We start from the raw sequence: 19,298 nt of genomic DNA, 5'->3' as shown, positions 1-19,298 counted from the left end.
ATGTCTCCTCCTTTTTATACCCAGCGATTTTTTAACGGGATAATACCCAGCTCTTTTTTCGCAATCACTTCTTTTAATAAATCTTCAGAAGGCGGATGAAATTTTGCCGCTTTCACATCTCGGCTTAAACGTTCAAGCAACGATCCTTGCTGTAATGAAGAAAAGCCCTCGACCTGAGAAGCTAGCTGCACGATTTCTTCTGCTGCTTGCGTCACAAAATGTTTTGTAATCAGCGTCTTCGTATACAAATCACTTGTGTAATGATTTTGTCTCTTTTCTTGATCTGCTTGCTGAGCGCAGGCCATAAGCTGAGAATGTGCAACATCCAATTTAATTTTCATATCTGCAATACGAAATTGCTGGCCTGGTAAAAAGGCTGATTTTTTCTTGGAAATTCGATCATTTCTTTTATATGCCATACCGAGGGCATGTTCATATGCTGATTTTGCAATGCCATAATAAACAGCTGTAACAGCTAGACGAAACCAATAGATTAAATTTTCAGTATCTTCTATTGCGTAGCCTTCTCGACCGATGAGCTGATGATCGGGTATAAACACTTGGTCAAAATGAATGTGATGACTCATCGATGCTCTCATACCCGAATAATTCCACGATTCCTCAATCGCAGCGCCTTCACTCGGTAATGTCATTAAGAGCGCAGTCATTCCATATTGAGATGTGCATGACGACGGCGCATACTGACAATAAATCGGTAAATATTTAATGCGCGGTGCTCCAGTCACTGTGAATTTAGTTCCACTCACAAGATATCCGCCATCTGTTTTCTCTGCGGTAATGGTCGGAATCCCGCCCATTTGCTTACGCTGATAAATAAAAATCACATTCGGATCGCTAACAGAAGCGATCAGCTCTCCTGAACGCCAAATATCTTCAAAAACTACGGCCTGCTGCTCACTTGTAAGCACTTCAGAAAATGCGCCGAGCGAATAGTAATGCATCGCCATAATGAGTCCTGTCGACGCGCATCCTTTAGATATGTGTGACAAAAGAGTCACCGTTTCTTCAAATCCATATCCAAGACCCCCGTCTTGTTTCGGCATATTGGCGACATGTAATCCACAATTAATCAGCTCGTCTAGATTTTGATGCGGGAACTGAAATTCATCATCAAGCTGACTCGCCCTTTCCGAAAATTGCAAAACAAGACGATCAATCGTTTCTTGACGAAGCTCCGTCAGTGTCATATTCATCCCTCCTTTGTATAAAAAATAATCTATTTTGTTTCAATAAAAGATCATCCGGGGCCCCTCTATCTCGAATGACATAATCGTTTCCTTCAAACAAAAGCAGCTCTAGCGGAGAAGAATGACCTAAAAATAAGGTAGGGCTGTAGCAAAGTCCGTATGCCCCAGATTTCTCAATACAAAGAAGATCACCTACATCGCCTTGCGGAAGCTCTACCTCTCTGCCGATTAAGTCTTCTGGGGTACAAAGTGGACCAACAATCGATTGTTTCACTACAGCCGAAGGTTTGTTGGAAGGTTTAATGAGCCGCATTGGATAATTATTGCGGAGCAGCCTGCCTCTAAACGTCATCGCTTGATGATGATGCATTCCTCCATCTGCAATTAAAAACGTCTGCCCTTTTGATTCTTTTACATATTGTATAGATGTTAAATAAACACCACATTCCGCTAAAAGGAATCTCCCCATCTCAATAATAAACCTCGGAAATTCCAGCTCAGTTTCGTACACTCGAATCAATTCCGCTACGTTTTGAAATAACCGTTCAGCATGAAGAGGTGTCTCATGCTGAAAATACGGAATTCCAAACCCGCCGCCTAAATCAACCATCTGGCATGTTAGTCCATATTCTTTCTTGATTCGAACAGCTGTATTAAGCGTGTATTCAAACGATGATAAAAGCGATGTTTCATCAAGAACTTGGGTTCCCAAATACATATGAATCCCTTTAAAAACAAGCGAATGATCATACTTCTGAAATAGGTCAAATACGTCTTTCAGTTTGGATTCATCTATCCCAAATGGACTTGGAACTCCGCCCATTTTGATTTTTGCTCGTGACTCAATGGATTCAGGGTTAATTCGAATGCCTACTGATGCCTGTTTGTTTTGATGCTTTGCAGACTCTGCGATATAAATAAGCTCTTCCTTTGATTCCGCGATAATACAATAGATCTCATGCTGGATAGCGACATCGATCTCTTGCTTCTGCTTACCTGGTCCAGAAAAAATGATATGCTGCGGCGAATAACCTGCTTTAACAGCCATAAGGAGCTCTCCTGCAGAAGCCACTTCTATACCAGCGCCAAAAGACCGTAACAATGACGCAATCGAGACATTTCCATTGGACTTAAATGAAAAGAACACCTCAGCTGATTGATGGAGCCATGCTGTAATGTGATCATAGTGATCTTTCAATGCATCTCCATCGTATACATACATCGGCGTCCCATAACCATTCGCTTTCTCTAAGAGCGTAGAGTCATTTTTTGGCAAATTCTCTCCCCCTTTCTGCTGAAAATTCCATATCATCAAACTTTGTCAGCATATGAATCTGCTTATCCTTCTTCATATGGTAAAACAATATAAACAGGCGATAATGCCACATATCATCCGCTCTCGTTTTACCGAAAGTATAAATAAAAAACCCACCATCTTCTCTCGGATCGAGTGCTTCGGTTACCTCCGTTAACACATCTTCAAACGGCAGGTCGGCACTGCATGAGAATCTTTTAAAGCGGCTTTCAATATATTCGTAGGTTGAAAAAAAACGACAAATGATTGGGAGTAAATAAGTAACTTGCGTGAACCGGGCATTTATTTCAATGATCGGTATGAGCTGTTCATTTATATCAATGATCGAATCAACGCCAACCACACCTCGATACCCTTCTTCATATAGTAGTTCTATAATTCGATGCATGCTTACTTCATATTCACGTTTTTTGTCCTGTTCATAAATAGGCGCAAAATCGGTCCCTAAGTAGATGCCGTCCTCATTGATTTTCTGTTCTGTAATTGAAAGTAAGTGTGATCCTTCCTCTTGAATGAGCAATTGGGCATTTAAAGATCGCTTAATCGGATGCCACCCCTCTAAGAGAAGGTCTGTTTGGATTTTTCTTCTTTCAATAAAGGTCACTAGCTGCTTGAATTCTCTCTCGTTTTTTAAAATACGAAGTCCCTTACCAGATGATCCATAAGGTATTTTCAGAACCATTTTTGAGAAATGCTTCGCTCTTAATTCTTCATACGTCTGTTTTAACTCGTCAGCATTTTGACAAATAGCACCACACGTGACGGTAAACTGATGTTCTTCTGCCCATTTTCTAGTCGAAATCTTATGATTGAATCGCTTTACGAGTGTTGAATTTGAGCCATAAATCTTTCTTTTTTCAAGCGATGATGCTTTTTCAACCGATTCATCTAAAAGATACGGTACAATGAGTCCCTTTAATTTCAAGGCATCTTCTTTTTGAATCATATGCGGAAGCTCGACACCTTGCTTTTCCAAATAGGCTAAAAAAGCAGGTTCAGGCTGATGATGCATGATGACATGATGATCCTTAGAAGCAATCAAAAGCAGTTGTTGTTCTTGCTGGAGAACTAGTTCATTTTGAACATGGTCTGTCATAACAGGTAAAGCTTTTGTTTGATCCCAGCTTTGTTCTTGATTCATATTCCCAAACCATATGACGTCGTTTCTTCCCTTAAAATCAAATAGCGCTGCCGGATCTTTCATCACACTACTCCTTATGAACAGAATGCTTTTGTATTTCTAAAGACCGATTAATGTGAAAGAATCGTTTACGGATGGGCTGATTCCAGGTATGAACAACATCATTTGCATCCAGTACTTCGGATAAATAAGCAAGTGATTCAGGCTGAAGTGCATCCATGACAAGATCAGGTATCGTATGAGGAAAGACTTCATTCACATAATGCAAAGCAAAATAGACCATCTTTTCAAAACCATACGCTTTCGTTCGACGGACAAACAGCTCCACATTCAATAGATCTTCTCTCATAAACATGCCATATATATCAAGCAGCTTATAAAGCAGTAAATCTTTCATTGACTCGACTTCATTTAAATAAATCGCCTCTTTGTAGAAATGAATACATAAGAAAATCAGCATATCCTCTTCTTTTAATGACCATACAAGGTGCTCGTCAACAGACGTTTGAATTCGTCTAGACAGCATTTCTTGGACAATTGAATCTGTCCGGTTTCCTGTCATGAGGTCAACTGAAAACTGAACATCGATTTTATGACAGTCAATAAAGCGGCATTCTGGTGTAGGTTTCATGTAGGTGTAGGTTTGATGTGAGTTCATGATGAGGTAAAGAATGTCTTTTCGTTTCGCAGGTGTGACTGTCTCCGTTTCATAATTCCAAGAACCTTGAATATAGCCTAATTCTTTTAATACATGTCCAGTTTCTTGCAGCTGATCTTGTGAGATAAAGAGATCGTTGTCCCCAAATAAGCGAAGCCCTACATCGCCGTATGCCCACTGACCAATCACACTTCCTTTTACAATGGCATACTCAATTCCTTTTTGATCTAGTGCTTGGAATAACTGATCGTTTAACGTGATATTGTCTCGTGCCGTTTCTATTTGCCCCTTATACATAATCTCTAATGACTTTAAAAAATAAGTTGCTTTAAAATCTTTTCTTAAATGAATGGCGTAACGTTTAATATTTTTCCATGCAATACCTGCTGTCCGATGAACATGCAGCATTCCGAGAATGACATTCCAGTCTTGCTGCTGATATAGAAGCTCCTGCATCTCTTCTATCTGGCTGTCTTCTAAAAAGGGATTAGATAAAATGAGGGCTGTGTGCTCTTCTTGAGTCAGATTACTTTGCAGCATATTGCCCCTCCTTTATATGAAACATTTCATCCGGCCAATTCTTTCGATTTCGACCGTAAGTTTGTAAAAACACTTGAACCCATCGATCGATACCAAATGCGGCACAACCTGAATAAAGCGGCATATCATCTTCTCCCTTGATTTGGAACCTTTCACAAAGCATCTCTCCACAATCGTTAAATGAAGCGATCGAAACGTCTTTCTTTTCTGTCACAGCTACTAACTCATATTTGCTGTTCGCCATTAATTGATAATTCGCTTTATCCATATCATCATAAAAGAAAAAGGGATCATTTGCGGTGGTAACCTTTCCACTAAGGCCAAGCTGATGAAAACATTGCCATGTGTGTTCAAGAAGTGTTTTTCTTGTTTCGTTGATGTACTCGTTATCACCGATAAAGACAATTTCACGCATACTAAATTCTAGTTTCCTTAGAGGATCTACTTTCCAAGAAATTTCATGTCTAAAACACTGCCCAGCTGCTGTCATCATTTGATTGTCTGTATAGGTCTTCCCTTCCCATTCCTCATAGCAGTGATAACAAATACATGGCTGTAAAAAACGACCTGCTTGCTGGAAGTGTTCAGGCAAAAAACCATGATGCTTTTCTCGAATGTCATCAATAACCTGGTAATCATGAGGTATTTCAAAGACAGAATAAATATTTTGTGGGAAATTCGTATGGTATTTACACTTTTCCATTAATTCTTTACTCATCGTAGAAGGGTATCTTCTTAATTTGGCTCCAAGTGAAGCCCCCAAACTTAAGAATAATTGATCAAAATAGTGTGCGAGCTCCATTTCAATTTCATCATAGAAGGTTCTCTTTTGGTCATCCCCGTTTAGTTTCGAATGAACAGGCTCACTTTTTAAATGAATATTTGATTTCATTTCCTTTTCACGAAATCTCCGCAGTTGAGCTACATTTGACGATAATTTTAAAAACGCAGCTGATATTGCCTCTGCATCTCCCGTATGATCGACTGTTACTTCAATAACAGATTCCTCTTCAAGAAGATCAACGTGCAAAATGTGGGCAGATAGAAAAGAAACTCTTTCCACAAAATCCGGTATCATTGTATCTTCTAGTGCATCTGGTAAAGGCAGCTGAAGGGTTCTCAACTAAATTCCTCCCTTTTCATTGATCACTTCTGGTACTTCTAATGGTTGTAAAACTTTATCAAGATATTCATAAATAGACTCCCCCAGATGTACATCACATAACTCAATCGCCGATGGATGGCTATCTTGAACTGCCAGCCCCCACTTGGCCTTCTTCAGCAGCAGTCTGTCATTATGACCATTTCCAAAAGCAATCACACGATTTAAATCATTTTCTCCAAAACAATCTAATAAATGGCGTTCAAGCATATCTGCCTTACAAATTCCTTTCGGGGATATCACTTGTGCATTTAAAAACTGGGCATCCGCAACATCACAATGACAATCTCTTAATTGATGAGCGATATCTATTTTTTCTTTCGGTAAAATAAATAATTTTGTCACACGTTCAAATTTAAATTCTTTCTGATGACCAACCTCTATTTTTTCTCGTGGAAATGTGTAGAGCATGCAATATTTCAACTTAGCGCTTTTACTTGATGCCACATGCTTCCCGTGTGATTCCATGACAAATTCAGCTTGACCATCAAGTGATGAGATGACCTGCCGGCATATAGCAGCATCTAGATATTGTATAACTTCAAATGTTTTCTTTTGATGGTGGCAAATCACATTTCCATCATTCAGTAAAACATCATGATGAAATAAATCGAGTAAAGATGGATCTAAGTTCAGAGAGAAAAAAGAATCATAGGTTCTGCCTGTGACAATTATTGAAATAATGCCTCTTTGGCGCAGCATGTTTACTGCGCCATGGACATCACCAACAAGCCTGCCTCTGTCATCAATTAATGTTCCATCCAAGTCAAAAGCGGCAAATTTTATCTCGCAAAGATTTAGTTCTGCTACCACTGATCACACCTTTTTCAGCTGAGCATTTGCTACATATTCATTGAATAAACGCAATGATTCTGAATCTACTTGTCCAATTGGAGGGCTTTTGAATAAGAACGGGCAAACGTCATGTATGACACCGCTGTGATTCAAGTCTTTAGCTGCTTTTGCTACACGCATTGCGTTAGCGATAACACCAGCTGAATTCGGAGAATCTTCTACTTGTAAACGGATTTCAAGCGAAATGTCTGAATCTAAAACAGAATTTCCTTCCAATCGCAGGAAGCAGACTTTATGATCCCCTAAGTAGCTGACATAGCCATTTGGACCTGCTGCCACTTCGCTGGCATCAATACCAGAGGCAAATAATGCTTTTCTCTTCGATTTTTGTTTACTCGTTGATCTCATTGGGTTAGCAAGGTTTAAAAAGTCTGTATTGCCTCCGACATTCAATTGGTACGTATTGGTAATATCAATTCCTCGGGATTTTAATAGCTCAATTAACGCTGTATGCAGTGTTGTGGCACCTAAATGACTTCTTAAATCATCTCCAAGGAGCGGGGTATTCGACTCTTCAAACATTTTGACAAATTCAGGATCGTTTGCCACCGGTTCAGGTGTCGCATTAATAAAGGCAGTTTGCGCGTGTGCACACGCCTCTGCGTATACTCGAACAGCTTCAAATGAACCAGTCGGTAAGAAGCAGACTAGTACATCTGCCTGAACGTCCTTTAATCTTTGCGTCACATCATGTGTGTTCATTTTTAATGATTGTTCATGCGGCTGAATGCAGTTGGACAAATCTCCTTCAAGACCATCACACAAAGGACCTGCTTCAACGGGTACTTGGAAAAACGGAACATCAATATGTTTTACTGCAGCCGTTGGTTTAGTAAAAATAGCCTCTGATAAGTCTTTTCCTACTTTATTTTGATCTACTTCAAAAGCTGCAACAAATTCCACATCAGACAAGTGATAACCTCCAATGACATCATGCATAACACCGGAGAGCGTATCCATCTTTTCCTTTGCCGATTCTACAAATTGAACGATACTTGAAGCGCATGATCCTACTCCTGCAATTGCTACGCGAACTTTTGTCATTTTCATAACCCCTTTTTTTAGAATTTATAGAGCCAATTTTCGCTTTTGACGAGATTGAAAGATATACCATTCCTCGTAACCTAATTCCTTCAGCGTCTGTTTTACTTTCAGCCAATCATCTGCTACTCGGGCTGGCTGATGTGCATCTGAGCCAAACGTGACATCCACACCATAAAATTTGGCTCGCTCTAATAGATCCAATGATGGATACCAGCCACCGCAGTCTTTTGTTTTGCCAGAGGTATTCACTTCAATGACAGAACCACTCTCCGCAATTGCTTGCAGTGCATCATCGACAGCTTCTGTTTTGACATGAGCAATCTCTGGATAAAAACCTTTTAAGGCGTCAATATGGCCTAAAACGTCGAACATTCGACTCTCAGCAGACATTTTAATTAACTCGTAATACGTTTCTTTTTCAATGATGGCTTGCTGCTCTGTGATTCGTTCCCACCGTTTCCGGTTAAATAGGTCATATCCATTACTGACATGAACCGAGCCAATGATATAATCAAATGGATAATGTCGATACACGTCTCGGTAAAGGGCCTCGTGTTCTGGAAAATAGTCAGATTCGACACCTAACAGCACGTGAATTTTTCCGTCATATTCCTTTTTCAACTGCAGGACTTCCTCTATATATGATTGAAATTCACTTTTAGCCATCGCTACCCAGGGTTTAAAGTGGTCAGCCTCTTCACCAAAGAACGGGGAGTGATCTGATATTCCAATAAAATCCAGACCTAATTTGACAGCCTCATCGATATATTCTCTGATGTTCCCTTCCGCATGACCACAGCGTTGATGATGTGTGTGCAGATCAAATTTCATGCAATTTTTACTCCTCTACATGGCAGTATAGCCGCCGTCAACCATCAAATTTTCTCCTGTAATAAAGCTCGCTTCATCTGAAAGAAGGAAGATGACAGCAGATGCGATCTCTTCTGGATCAGCGGTTCGTTTCAACATGTGCATCCCGCCAATATCAGGATGCTGATTTGCTTGCTCTCTTGTCAAACCAAGCTCTTCTAAATGGAACCGCTCGTTATTTTTGTTCCATACCGTGCCTGGATTCACTGCGTTTACACGAATACCCGCATCCGCCAAATCCATTGCCATGCACCGCGTCATATTGACAACAGCTGCTTTTGTCGCGTTATATGTTAAATATTTCGGCTGGGCAATGTGGCCTGAAATGGAGGCAATATTTACAATCGATCCTTTTCCTATTTTCTCCATGTAATGCGCAGTATGTTTGACACAAAGCGCTTGTCCCATAATATTCAAATCCATGATGCGCCGCCATTCTTCAACGGTTGCTTCAAGACCCCGCATGATAAACACGGCTGCACAATTCACCAGCATATCAATTTTCCCAAAATGATTGGCTATTTTTTCGATCATTGAAACAATTGATGCTTCATCAGCAATATCAGCCTCTATAAACAAAACATCATATCCATTTTCTTTGAGCTGTTTTTCTGCTGCAATTCCGTAATCTACATGGTGATCAGCAATGGCGACTTGTGCACCTTCTTGTGCGGCTCGTTCTGCGACCGCATATCCAATCCCCTGAGCTCCGCCTGTCACAATAACCGTCTTTCCTTTCATACCTCGCATGTAGCTGCCTCCTCTTACCACTGAAGTCTTTGCCCGTCTCTCAACAATTCTCCTGTTGGTCCATCTCGGGGCAGCTGTGCCGCCCACACGATTCCTGATGCACCTTCCTGTATGGTTTTAACAGCCTCAGATGTCCCCATGTCCGTTTGTACCCAGCCAGGACACACCGCATTCGCAAGGATAGAATAGGGTGCCCCTTCTAAAGCGGTGACTTTTGTGAGAACATGCAGTGCCGCTTTTGACATCCGGTAGTAAGGGCCGCTTTTTCCGTCACGCCTGATATCGCTTGAAGCGTAGATCGCAGAGAGCCTTCCCATACCGCTAGATACATTGACAATCCGTCCATATCCAGCCTCTTTCATGTAAGGGAAAACGGCCTTGGTCATTCTGACTGCACCATACACATTCACATTCATCGTTTCTTGGAGTGTCGATACAGGAAGATCTAGAAAGGATGGAAATGTGTGATCCTTTATGTTGTCATGAAAGACACCCGCATTATTAATGAGCACATCCACTCTCCCGAACGAATCTTTCATAAATATCGAAAAGCGTTCAACCGATTCTTCATTTGTTACATCCAGCTGAAATGGCACAACATGCTCAGTCATTTCAGACGCAGCGATTTTGGCACTTTCAAGCTGCCGTGCAGTTAAAATAACAAGCATTCCACACTGCGCAAGCTGTTTGCATACTTCTTTACCTATGCCCCTATTTCCGCCAGTGACAACAGCGACCTTCATATTCTCATCTCCTTTTGGAGATACCAATCTTCCTTCAGCTGGTTGGATGCAGATTCTAGTGCTTCGAAAGACCAATCAATATACCAGTTTAGTAAGTGAGGTGTAAAGGTATGCAGCAGTGTTAAATACCGCTCTGTTGGAATATATAAAAGTCTGATAAAAGCAGATATAGAACGCCATTCATATTCGGATAAGTCATCTGCATATGCCTTTAAAAATTGAATCGTTTTCACAATATCTAGTTGAAACGTTCCTCTCTTGATTCTCGTTAACAAAAAAGCAGATATGGCTGCATCATATACTCGCGGTCTATAGCCTGCTGTATCAAAGTCAAGAACCATGGCAAGCTTTTTGTTACGAATTAACAGGTTGCCAGAATGAAAGTCACCATGTGTAACAGCATGAGGTAATGCTTCATATATACTAGGGTTTAGCAGCGTGATGATATTCATTAGTTCCCGTTCATATACTTTGAGCAAAGCAGCAGCCTTTTTAGAAGAAACAACCTTTTTTAGGGCGTAAGCCGTCTTGCCGAGCGTTTCGTCCGGAGAAGTAATCCAGTTCTTCAATTCGCAGTTTGGATTCACAGGTCCTTTCGGTAAGTTCTTCAATGAATGGAGCTGTTTTAATACCCGGATGGCTTCTTGTTCATCTGAACGATTTCCCATTTCATATGGTCTTCCTTCGAAATAGGGCCGCAGCTGCCAAAAGTGGTCTTTGAATAAAATGGTCTTACGACGGTCTTCTGCCTCCATCATAGGTTGAATCGGGAAGCCATGATCAAGCAGAGCATCTGTTAATTCTTCTAAATATTGAAGCCACTCCGCATCATGATTTCTCGCACATTTTTTTAAGACAAAACGGTTTTTGATCGTTTCGACAAGCCATCCTTCATTAGGGCTTCTCCCGTTTAAAGGTGTTAAACGAATCGGCTGTTCCGAAAACCAATATTTCAGGACATTATTAGCATCATCTAATGTCGTCATGTCCTCACCCCTTTTTCTCAAGGTTTTGGATTTTCATAAGCACCTGATCTGCCTCGTCCCGTTTGTCTATGCGCAAGCATTTCACATGAGATTCTTCTTTTAATTTGTGAAAAAGCTTTTCGTTTTGATGAATCACCTCTGGATAGACTTGAAAGGCATATGAGAAAAATTGGAGCGCGTTCCCCATTCGCTCCTTATTTCCATTCCAAAGTTTCTCCCTTGTGATGAGCCGTTTGAATGTCCTTTTCATGAGGCGGGGGAATGTCTGTCTTCTCTTTATATCAAGCCAAATGATCGTATCAGCATATTCAGCCAATATGTGATGAACAGATGAATATTGACCATCAACGACCCATTTCTTTTCTTTGACAATTTCATGGACACTATCGATAAACACCGTCTTATCTGTTTTTTTCCAATTCGCTTGCCAGAATAGGGCATCGAGTTCATAGTGAGGTAACGTTAACTCCTGCTTCAATTGATGTGCAAGGGTTGTTTTTCCAGATCCAGGCGGACCGACAATCCAAATTCGCTGGCTAGCTCCGTTATTATTCAAGTTGTTCCCTCCGTTACAGAACACGTTGATGCTTTTGAATGTCGTTTCTCACTTTTACTAGCAGATCAAGTGCTTCATCCCAATTTAGGTTTTCTGTTAATTCAAATACGGGCGTTTCGCTTGAATGAATGGACACATCTTTACATAATAGATCTAATGCTTCCGCCGAAAAGCCATTTTTCTTTAACAGCTGGCCAAAAAGTGTATGCGCGGGAGTCAGTCTTGTATCAGGTGTACTAAAATAGTGAATCATTCCCGCCATTGCTTCTACAGGACCCGGTGATAGGTGAATGCCATTAAACCGAGTACACATGTTAGATAAACCAAACCGTTTTTGCTCCGACAGCAGCATGTGTTTAAAAGAACCCGCTTTAGCCTCTTTAGGGTCCGTTGCACCGATGAAATCTTCTCTCAACATCCTCATTGGCTGCTTTGAAAAACATTCAATGACGATAATAGACTTTGCAGGTGCAGTGAACCACTCGATTTGACAAGGGTGGAATGAATTGAGCAGAAGCATTTTTTCTCCATCCACCTCGGCCTCTATGGCGTATGTGCCCGCACCCAGCTTGTCTACCTTGACGTTTCGGGTTAAAAGCTCTAAACCATACGGCGTGAGCTCTTTGTACTTTTGTAAAAATTGATGGCCTCCATATATGAAATGTTCCTTCTTTTGAAACTCTGGGTATTTCAAAGCCAGCATCTTTTTTGCTGCATCTGACACTCCACTCAGACCGTTTTTAGAAATTTTATTTAGCATCCCATATTGATTTTCAATGATTTTCTTTTCTTTCAAATATAAGGATGATATAACGCGCACGGCTCCTATTTCTACCTCACGATCATCTAATCGGTGGAGAAGTTCCTCTAGTATTAGATCAAGCTGTACACCTTTATTGATGCTTGTTAATTCAGGCTTTAGCATCAACAGAAGATGGTGCTGGTTCAATTGTTGTTGTTTTTCAATTTCATATGGATGAATGGTCACTGCCATAGGTTCTTTTGTATGAATACATGCATGAACGGCATCAATGACTCTTTTTTTCATCCTTTTTACCACATTGTCACGCCTTTAAAAATTAAATCTGTTGTCACATCGCCCATTGAATGAACCGCATTCATGACGAGGTCTTCAATTCTTTTTCTATCCACTTCATTTCCATCCCACTGCTGAATACGGACGGAAATTTCATCCGGGTTGTGGAGCGGTGCCTCTTTTGAAGTAAAGATATGCACTTCTGTTGGCTTTTGAATGGTCTCAAAAATTTGATCTGCCAGCCGTTGTGCGAGCACCCCATATAATTTTCCTGTATGATCAAGCGGGTTTTTCCCAGCCGGCGCTTCAATACTCATAGACCGCATTGGGGTGATCAGTCCATTTAATCGATTTCCTCTTCCAACAACTCCTACATCGCCGGTATCTGCTACAGAACCTAGCGCTGTTAAGTACGGACGGCCATTGCGATCTGTAGCGTTCAGCATGAGATCAGGCGTGAGGCCTAACGTTTCATGGATATAGCGAGCGATTTGATCTTGGCATTCTTTTTTGCGGGCAAAATACTCCTCGAGACTATGAATATCTTTAGCTAGAAATGGCATGTTCACAATGAGTTTAAAATCTTCATGACGTCTGCTTCCAAATATTTTCACATCCCATCCGGTATCTGGATTGACCTTTTTAAATTCTGGTCCATTCACATAACGCTCTGTATAAAGAACCAGTTTCTCAAGACGGCTTAACGGGGCATGAGCATGCAGTAAGTTACAGTCGTTTGACACAAGCTTTGGATCACCGATTTCAATCATGTCCGTTTCAACCATCGGACGATATCGTGAATTTTTGCGGCCTGCCCCCTGATGATCAACGATTCGACAGTCGATGACGAGATGTTCTTCAGGATCAAATCCTGTTGTCACCTCTGATAACACATCCTTTGCCGCATCGAAGAGAATCTTTTTAAGAGGAATGGGCTCATCACCGTATGCGTATGCGCCTTTTCCAGCAAACACAACTTGATACGGTTTGACCATTGTCCCTTTCCCATACGAAACATCAGCATCTCCGCCAAGAAGCATGACTTTGTCAAACCAGTGGTGTGCCACTCTGCCGAAATGCTCCATGCAATATTGAGAATAGTATTGAGAAGCTCTTTCTGCTATAGCGTCACACATCGTATCTGGATGTCCTACACCTTTACGTTCCACAAGCTCATATGGAATTTGTTCGATATCTTGTCCATCACCTTTTAAAATATCAAGAATGGTTTTTTGAATTGTTTTCATTATCTATCGCCCGCTCTCTTTTAAAATATAAAAATATTAATCATTCATCTTAAAACAACATGAAACATTTGGTAATATATATATATTCTGTATGAAAGAGGTGTCTATTTTGATCAATGAATCGATCGTGCAGCGTCTGCAAGATACAACCACCGATATAAGGAAATTATTAGAACAACGTCAAATTCCCGGCTGTTCCATTTGTATTTCTCATGAAGATGAGCACATTTGGTCGTGGCATGAGGGTCTCGCTGATATTGAAAGCGGCACCCCTGTTACAAAAGACACAACCTTTCGAATTGGTTCTGTGACTAAGCCTTTTACTGCAATGGTTATGATGAAATTGCGAGAGGAAGGATCTATTCAACTCGATGCACCCATTCATACTTACGAACCACTACTTTCTTTCATAAAAAGTCACTTGTCTGAACCAATTCCACTCACTTTCCGAATGATTGCCTCTCATATCTCAGGCCTGCCCAAAGCACTCGACAAAGCCAATCATTTACGAGATATGACTCTAGCTCAGTGTATTGAAATACTCACTATTTTCACACCGCCTTGGTCTATCATCAATTATTCTAGTCTTGGCTACTCTATATTAAGTAAAGTGCTAGAAAAGGTGAGTCATCAGCCATATAGAGAATTAGTGCACACCCATATACTAAAACCGCTCGATTTGAAGCAAACTGGATTTATTGAAACAGCATCCACAGCTAAAGGGTATACAGCTTCTTCCTCAGACCTGTCCGGCGTATCCTATCCAAGTGCTGAAACACCATCTTGGGAGGATGGTTCAAGCGGACTAATCTCCACAGCAGATGATCTGATTCAATTCATTCAAGATCAATACGGTGCAAACAGCCTGCTTCAACAGCATTCACTAAAAGAAATGCAAAGCCCCGTTATGGTTGAAGAAGATTTCAGCAGAGGTGTTGGTCTTTCATGGTTTTTGAGACCTTTTAACGGATTCACCTTGGCTGAACATAGCGGAGAAATTAGAGGGTTCACCTCCTATATTGGATTCATTCCAAAGAGAAAATTAGGTGTTTGCGTTCTAATGAACTCTGACGAAAGGCTCGCACGGCCAATTGCCGAAATGCTCTTTCAAATTTTGCTGCCAGCAGATCACGAGCAAATGAAAAAACGTGAAGACCGGCTCAAACGAATGTTTAGACAATCGTCTCTTTAAATCGAACTGACTTTTTTGTTTAACAGATCTGGAATTGCTTCTTGCAGGTGACGCGGATCACCCTCTAAATAAAAGCATGGCATGTTAAACAAGTGATGGATAAGCACAGATGCCTTTTGCTCCAGAAAGGTATCTGACACATGCCGAAGTCCGAGCCAGCCTTTTAAATAGTCGGGATCTTCTGGTTCTCTTATATTTGCTGCCATAATGTCTTTTGCTCTTTGATCATCTCTTTTTACTGGCACAAGCCTAATCTCACCAGAACCTATTTTGAGTGAGGGGAAAATCACCATATCTACTTTCGTAGAGCTTCTAATCGTTGTTCCTGTCATTTCAGCAGCTTCTTTTGGTGTAATTTCAAACTTACAGCCGCTCGCCCATTTTTCTTTTGCCTCTTCCTCTGTTGATATGGTTTCATCCCATATTCTTTTATCTTGAGACCGGCTGAATTTTTTGTTTTTCAGTTCCTGTATATTTGTTGTGGCTTGGACAGTTCCTACTCCAAGCGCCAAACACATCGGCCATCCATACACAGTAAGTTCCTGATCTTCAAGCACTGAAATGGAACGATCGTTTGTGATAAAATCTGCTCCTCCATAATGCAAAAACTGCCACATAGTAGTTGACTTCCCAGCACCTTTATCGCCGATAATGAGCGCTCCTTTTTGGCCATCTTCAAAAGAGACAGCTGCTGCGTGCGTAAAACAGCCACCTTGATTTTCTAATGTTCTAAGGGCAATTTCTCGAACGATCCGCAGTGGACAGCGTATCGCAGACTCATTATTGTTTTTTCCAATCACAGCATAACGCCCTTTATTGACCGCCACACTGTGCGGTTCGTCACCTTCATGTGAGGCAAATAATACTTGATCGTCTAATTTTAATCGTTTGTAGGTAAACTTCCTTTTTGCTGTAATGGTTTCACCCTTTTGAAAGCAAGCACTGCGAACAGACTGTTCAAGCTCCGGATCAATGATAAACCGTATCTCAATCTGTGAAGGGATATCTCCCTCGCGGCGATCCAATTCTTTTGGGATATAATGTTCAATATCTTCAATCGCCTGCAATTCCATTGATAGAATATGAAAATGAATACCTGCAAACACAAATGATTTTTCATAAGGAAAATCGTTCTTCGGCTTTTCAAAAAACGCTTTTATATCCATATCGAATCCTCCTCTTCAATTTGCTATTGCCTTTCAGGAAATAGCTGTATCGCTGGTTCCTCTTCAAGCTCATCGCGATTATCCAAGCTGAAAAAGCGTTCAACAAAAGATTTTTTCCATATTTTCAAAGAACCGAAATCATTCTCTCCATAGGCTTCTAAAAATGATTGGTCACTCATGTCTAGCTGCTTCAATTGGTCAATATAGTTCGTTTGATACAATAAATCTAAAAACGTAAACGTGTAAAAAAGTGCTTTCTCGGCCCCTAATTCCTTCGCTCTTACTTGCAAAGCATGCCAATCAAGCTGATTTTGCTCTTCAACAAACATGACGTACTCCCTTACATCACAAAACTTAATCAAATTAAGATCTGCATGTAAGTAGACATACTGTACGTTTGTTGCCTCCTTATATAGATGAAAGGCAAGATGGATAAGAAAATCTAACGGCTGAAGCAAATAGACATCTGTTTGAAAGAAGGATTTTTCTTCAGCAGCATCCAGCAAAGCATTTGTTGCTTCGTAGTTTTTTTTCAGCTCAACATCATAAGAGAAATCGACTCGGTGTACCTTTAGAAAATCTTCTCCGCTTCGTTTAATATGTGAATAAAGATTCCCGGCATTCATTCTCCACATCATTTCTTCTTCTCTTTCAATCGGTATTTCCTGATCGGCTGCCCAGTCATATTTCCCGATGATAAACCCTTCTTTCTTGAGCAATGATGAGGCACTTTTCCGGTCATCTGGATGAATTAAGAAATCAAGGTCTGACATCATTCGCAGTCCATAATCTTTGTACACAAGCGGGGTTAAAATGGCGCCTTTAAGGGGGACCGCTTTCAGCTTTGCATTTCGGAATGTTTGTAACAGACGCTTGAATTCTTTGAATCTCTCCACATTTTTTTGCCGATTCCCTATATAGTGATAGTGAAGCAAAAATTTGTATGTTGTCGTCATGCTCTTTTCATCATCAAGGCGAATTAAATGAGGTGTCATCAGCTGAAGTACCTTATGTCTTGATGCCAGTCCAATTAATTTAGGCATATCGATGCCATCTTTCAATAGAGCTCTAATAGACTCTTCTTCTTGTTCATTCAATTGAATACGTGAGCTAAGTAATAACAGCCTCTGCTCGTTTGAGAGAGTGGATTGATCAAAAACAGACTGCATGTTTGACTACTCCTTCCCGTAAAACGATTGATATCTAGTGATAAATCGAGAGCGCTTTCCTTTTCGATTGACTGGCATGTCCAAATCATCAGTTAGTGTATGAAACAATTGTTCTGCCTCATATGCTTTTTCACTGTCATATTCAATTTCCAGTTCATAATCTGTAATGCCAAGATAGCTGCTTTGATCCAAATCCACTTTGATGCCTTTCTCAATGTAAAAGGTTGTTCGTTCAGTGACTAATAGTCCTAACAATTCTGGCTGTTGAGTGATTGTTATCGGTAAAGACGTCATGATGTTCTGTATATCTAGTTTTTGCGGTAGCTCCTCAATAGGTAATGACGTCTCTTCTCTTACTCTTTTATAGCCAGACGTTTGACTGGGGCGTTTGATTTCAAGTGTTAGTTTGCCGCTGATTTGACGGATACGTACGGTATAGCCAAATCGTTTTAATAAAAAATCTGGTGTGTCGTAATAGTAATTGAAATTAAGTACATAAGTAGGGGTATGACTTTGTATGAACATGTCATATATGTGCTGAAAATCTGCTTGTGACAACAAATATTTGTACTCCTGCTCAACCATAACTCACCTCCAAAAAGTCTTACACGACAATGTCGGATTGTTCAAGAAGCTCTTGAATGAGGACAGTACCTTTCTCTAAAGAAGTAAATGCCTGCTTTAATGAATAACAAGGCACCTTTTCCGCTAGTGCGTTAAGAAATGGTTCTAGCTCTTCGGGTGTCGGCAATGTGAAAAACGGTAATAAGAATTCATTATGTCTTCCAGGATTAATGACTGCATGCTCGTTCAGACGTTTCGCTGCTTCATGCGGAGTCATTTTAGATAGTTCTGCACCAGTTTGCCCGTGAGGTAAAAATTCAGGAAACACAATCACATCGATTTTCCCCATTGTTTTGACTTCACGTGAAAACCATTTTTCTAACTCCTCTGGATATACAAAATGATAGCTTTTATCATCCTCATTAAAAGGATGACTCGATGTTTGGAGTCTGTATGAGGTACCAAGCTTTTCAATGGCTTCAAACGAATCTTTCCGAATGCTCATAGATCTCGGCCAGCCAGTTCCTGTGTACTTCGTGTTCGTATATGAAACACCGATATCATCGTTTGTGATATACCGGGCATCGGTTAATGATAATAAGGATAAGATGGTGGACGTTTTCCCTGCCCTTGATCCGCCTACTAGGGCTATTCCCTTTTGATTCATCTCCAGCATGCCCCCATGCAAATAGATGAGTCCATCCTGATAACACAAAAGGCGGAGCAAAACTCTAATTAACCGTAGAGCATGCTGGGCTGCCCATCTGACATCTTTTGGTTCATCTATGACAATGACTTTTTTCTCTCCGTCATATAGGTAGCGGCAGCGGGGCTCCATCTTCGTTTCGTAAAAGACTTCTTCAAGTGGTATTTCTTTTTGAATTTCTTGTGCATATTTACTGGTGAAAATCGTCCAAACGTCACCTTCATGTTTTTCTGTTATTTTGCTGCAATCAATATAGGGATGCACTTTACTTATAACTAAATTCTGAACTGATTCATCTGCACCTAATACGACACGAACATCATTTTTTTGATAGCTTACATATGACAATGGATGCCACCCCTTATGATAGATTTATAAAAACAATTGCAT

Annotated in this window: 19 protein-coding genes; 1 reads left to right on the top strand and 18 read right to left on the bottom strand. The window is 40.6% G+C overall.

Features of this window, described 5'->3' with window-relative positions; translation table 11 throughout:
- Positions 1 to 14: 14 nt before the first annotated feature.
- Genes C9414_RS11840 through C9414_RS11775 form a run of 14 tightly spaced genes read right to left on the bottom strand, consistent with a single transcriptional unit; the run spans position 15 to position 14,111 of the window.
- Positions 15 to 1,208, bottom strand: coding sequence for an acyl-CoA dehydrogenase family protein (locus tag C9414_RS11840; protein ID WP_181286142.1), 1,194 nt, complete (start codon positions 1,206 to 1,208; stop codon positions 15 to 17).
- A complete protein-coding gene (locus C9414_RS11835; protein WP_181286141.1) occupies positions 1,174 to 2,484 on the bottom strand; it encodes a type III PLP-dependent enzyme domain-containing protein in 1,311 nt (436 codons plus the stop codon). Before C9414_RS11835 ends, C9414_RS11840 begins: the two co-directional genes overlap by 35 nt.
- Positions 2,471 to 3,727, bottom strand: a complete 1,257-nt coding sequence (locus tag C9414_RS11830; RefSeq protein ID WP_107163693.1) for an ATP-grasp domain-containing protein — start codon at positions 3,725 to 3,727, stop codon at positions 2,471 to 2,473. The genes C9414_RS11835 and C9414_RS11830 overlap by 14 nt, the downstream gene beginning before the upstream one ends.
- Before the next feature lie 4 nt (positions 3,728 to 3,731).
- Positions 3,732 to 4,862 carry a nucleotidyltransferase family protein gene (locus C9414_RS11825; protein ID WP_107163692.1) on the bottom strand — a complete coding sequence of 377 codons (1,131 nt, stop codon included), beginning with the start codon at positions 4,860 to 4,862 and terminating at the stop codon, positions 3,732 to 3,734.
- Complete coding sequence (locus C9414_RS11820) at positions 4,849 to 5,985, bottom strand: aminoacyl--tRNA ligase-related protein (protein ID WP_107163691.1); 1,137 nt, start codon at positions 5,983 to 5,985, stop codon at positions 4,849 to 4,851. Before C9414_RS11820 ends, C9414_RS11825 begins: the two co-directional genes overlap by 14 nt.
- Complete coding sequence (locus tag C9414_RS11815; protein ID WP_107163690.1) at positions 5,986 to 6,837, bottom strand: HAD hydrolase family protein; 852 nt, start codon at positions 6,835 to 6,837, stop codon at positions 5,986 to 5,988.
- 3 nt (positions 6,838 to 6,840) lie between these two features.
- Positions 6,841 to 7,923: an inositol-3-phosphate synthase gene (locus C9414_RS11810; protein WP_224928314.1), complete on the bottom strand. Its 1,083-nt coding sequence runs from the start codon at positions 7,921 to 7,923 to the stop codon at positions 6,841 to 6,843.
- Between the two features lie 24 nt (positions 7,924 to 7,947).
- On the bottom strand, positions 7,948 to 8,754 hold the full coding sequence (locus C9414_RS11805; RefSeq protein WP_048239777.1) for a histidinol-phosphatase: 807 nt from the start codon (positions 8,752 to 8,754) through the stop codon (positions 7,948 to 7,950).
- Between the two features lie 15 nt (positions 8,755 to 8,769).
- Positions 8,770 to 9,543, bottom strand: coding sequence for an SDR family NAD(P)-dependent oxidoreductase (locus C9414_RS11800; RefSeq protein WP_107163688.1), 774 nt, complete (start codon positions 9,541 to 9,543; stop codon positions 8,770 to 8,772).
- 14 nt (positions 9,544 to 9,557) lie between these two features.
- Entirely contained in the window at positions 9,558 to 10,286 is a 729-nt protein-coding gene (locus C9414_RS11795) for an SDR family NAD(P)-dependent oxidoreductase (RefSeq protein ID WP_107163687.1), read from the bottom strand.
- Positions 10,283 to 11,272 carry a phosphotransferase enzyme family protein gene (locus C9414_RS11790; RefSeq protein ID WP_107163686.1) on the bottom strand — a complete coding sequence of 330 codons (990 nt, stop codon included), beginning with the start codon at positions 11,270 to 11,272 and terminating at the stop codon, positions 10,283 to 10,285. Before C9414_RS11790 ends, C9414_RS11795 begins: the two co-directional genes overlap by 4 nt.
- A 4-nt stretch (positions 11,273 to 11,276) precedes the next feature.
- On the bottom strand, positions 11,277 to 11,828 hold the full coding sequence (locus C9414_RS11785) for an AAA family ATPase (RefSeq protein WP_181286140.1): 552 nt from the start codon (positions 11,826 to 11,828) through the stop codon (positions 11,277 to 11,279).
- A 13-nt stretch (positions 11,829 to 11,841) separates the two neighbouring features.
- The gene (locus tag C9414_RS11780) at positions 11,842 to 12,876 is read right to left on the bottom strand and encodes a hypothetical protein (RefSeq protein ID WP_107163684.1); all 1,035 of its coding nucleotides are present in this window, start codon (positions 12,874 to 12,876) and stop codon (positions 11,842 to 11,844) included.
- A gap of 5 nt (positions 12,877 to 12,881) precedes the next feature.
- Complete coding sequence (locus C9414_RS11775; protein ID WP_048239769.1) at positions 12,882 to 14,111, bottom strand: methionine adenosyltransferase; 1,230 nt, start codon at positions 14,109 to 14,111, stop codon at positions 12,882 to 12,884.
- A 109-nt stretch (positions 14,112 to 14,220) separates the two neighbouring features.
- On the opposite strand from C9414_RS11775, the gene C9414_RS11770 reads away from it, so the two are divergent.
- Positions 14,221 to 15,303 (top strand): serine hydrolase domain-containing protein, encoded by a 1,083-nt coding sequence (locus C9414_RS11770; protein ID WP_181286139.1) that lies wholly within the window; start codon positions 14,221 to 14,223, stop codon positions 15,301 to 15,303.
- On the opposite strand, the gene C9414_RS11765 is transcribed toward C9414_RS11770, so the two are convergent.
- The 4 genes from C9414_RS11765 to C9414_RS11750 are packed head-to-tail and all read right to left on the bottom strand — an operon-like array spanning position 15,300 to position 19,256.
- Positions 15,300 to 16,469, bottom strand: coding sequence for a hypothetical protein (locus tag C9414_RS11765; RefSeq protein ID WP_107163682.1), 1,170 nt, complete (start codon positions 16,467 to 16,469; stop codon positions 15,300 to 15,302). The two genes, C9414_RS11770 and C9414_RS11765, sit on opposite strands and share 4 nt — an antisense overlap.
- A gap of 23 nt (positions 16,470 to 16,492) precedes the next feature.
- Complete coding sequence (locus C9414_RS11760; RefSeq protein WP_107163681.1) at positions 16,493 to 17,638, bottom strand: nucleotidyltransferase domain-containing protein; 1,146 nt, start codon at positions 17,636 to 17,638, stop codon at positions 16,493 to 16,495.
- Positions 17,639 to 17,644: 6 nt separating this feature from the next.
- Entirely contained in the window at positions 17,645 to 18,223 is a 579-nt protein-coding gene (locus C9414_RS11755) for a CYTH domain-containing protein (protein ID WP_107163680.1), read from the bottom strand.
- Between the two features lie 19 nt (positions 18,224 to 18,242).
- Positions 18,243 to 19,256, bottom strand: a complete 1,014-nt coding sequence (locus C9414_RS11750) for a hypothetical protein (protein ID WP_107163679.1) — start codon at positions 19,254 to 19,256, stop codon at positions 18,243 to 18,245.
- Between the last annotated feature and the right edge of the window lie 42 nt (positions 19,257 to 19,298).

The sequence above is a fragment of the Bacillus sp. Nf3 genome (assembly GCF_003028545.1).
Lineage (GTDB): Bacteria > Bacillota > Bacilli > Bacillales > Bacillaceae > Bacillus > Bacillus safensis.
The sequence above is the reverse complement of the archived record's forward strand: the minus strand, read 5'-3'. Positions and strand labels throughout refer to the sequence as shown.

Coding starts and splice junctions, on each gene's coding strand:
- C9414_RS11840 (WP_181286142.1), bottom strand. CDS start 1,208: ATGACACTGACGGAGCTTCGTCAAGAAACGATTGATCGTCTTGTTTTG.
- C9414_RS11830 (WP_107163693.1), bottom strand. CDS start 3,727: ATGAAAGATCCGGCAGCGCTATTTGATTTTAAGGGAAGAAACGACGTC.
- C9414_RS11825 (WP_107163692.1), bottom strand. CDS start 4,862: ATGCTGCAAAGTAATCTGACTCAAGAAGAGCACACAGCCCTCATTTTA.
- C9414_RS11810 (WP_224928314.1), bottom strand. CDS start 7,923: ATGACAAAAGTTCGCGTAGCAATTGCAGGAGTAGGATCATGCGCTTCA.
- C9414_RS11805 (WP_048239777.1), bottom strand. CDS start 8,754: ATGAAATTTGATCTGCACACACATCATCAACGCTGTGGTCATGCGGAA.
- C9414_RS11800 (WP_107163688.1), bottom strand. CDS start 9,543: ATGCGAGGTATGAAAGGAAAGACGGTTATTGTGACAGGCGGAGCTCAG.
- C9414_RS11795 (WP_107163687.1), bottom strand. CDS start 10,286: ATGAAGGTCGCTGTTGTCACTGGCGGAAATAGGGGCATAGGTAAAGAA.
- C9414_RS11790 (WP_107163686.1), bottom strand. CDS start 11,272: ATGACGACATTAGATGATGCTAATAATGTCCTGAAATATTGGTTTTCG.
- C9414_RS11780 (WP_107163684.1), bottom strand. CDS start 12,876: ATGAAAAAAAGAGTCATTGATGCCGTTCATGCATGTATTCATACAAAA.
- C9414_RS11775 (WP_048239769.1), bottom strand. CDS start 14,111: ATGAAAACAATTCAAAAAACCATTCTTGATATTTTAAAAGGTGATGGA.
- C9414_RS11765 (WP_107163682.1), bottom strand. CDS start 16,469: ATGGATATAAAAGCGTTTTTTGAAAAGCCGAAGAACGATTTTCCTTAT.
- C9414_RS11760 (WP_107163681.1), bottom strand. CDS start 17,638: ATGCAGTCTGTTTTTGATCAATCCACTCTCTCAAACGAGCAGAGGCTG.
- C9414_RS11755 (WP_107163680.1), bottom strand. CDS start 18,223: ATGGTTGAGCAGGAGTACAAATATTTGTTGTCACAAGCAGATTTTCAG.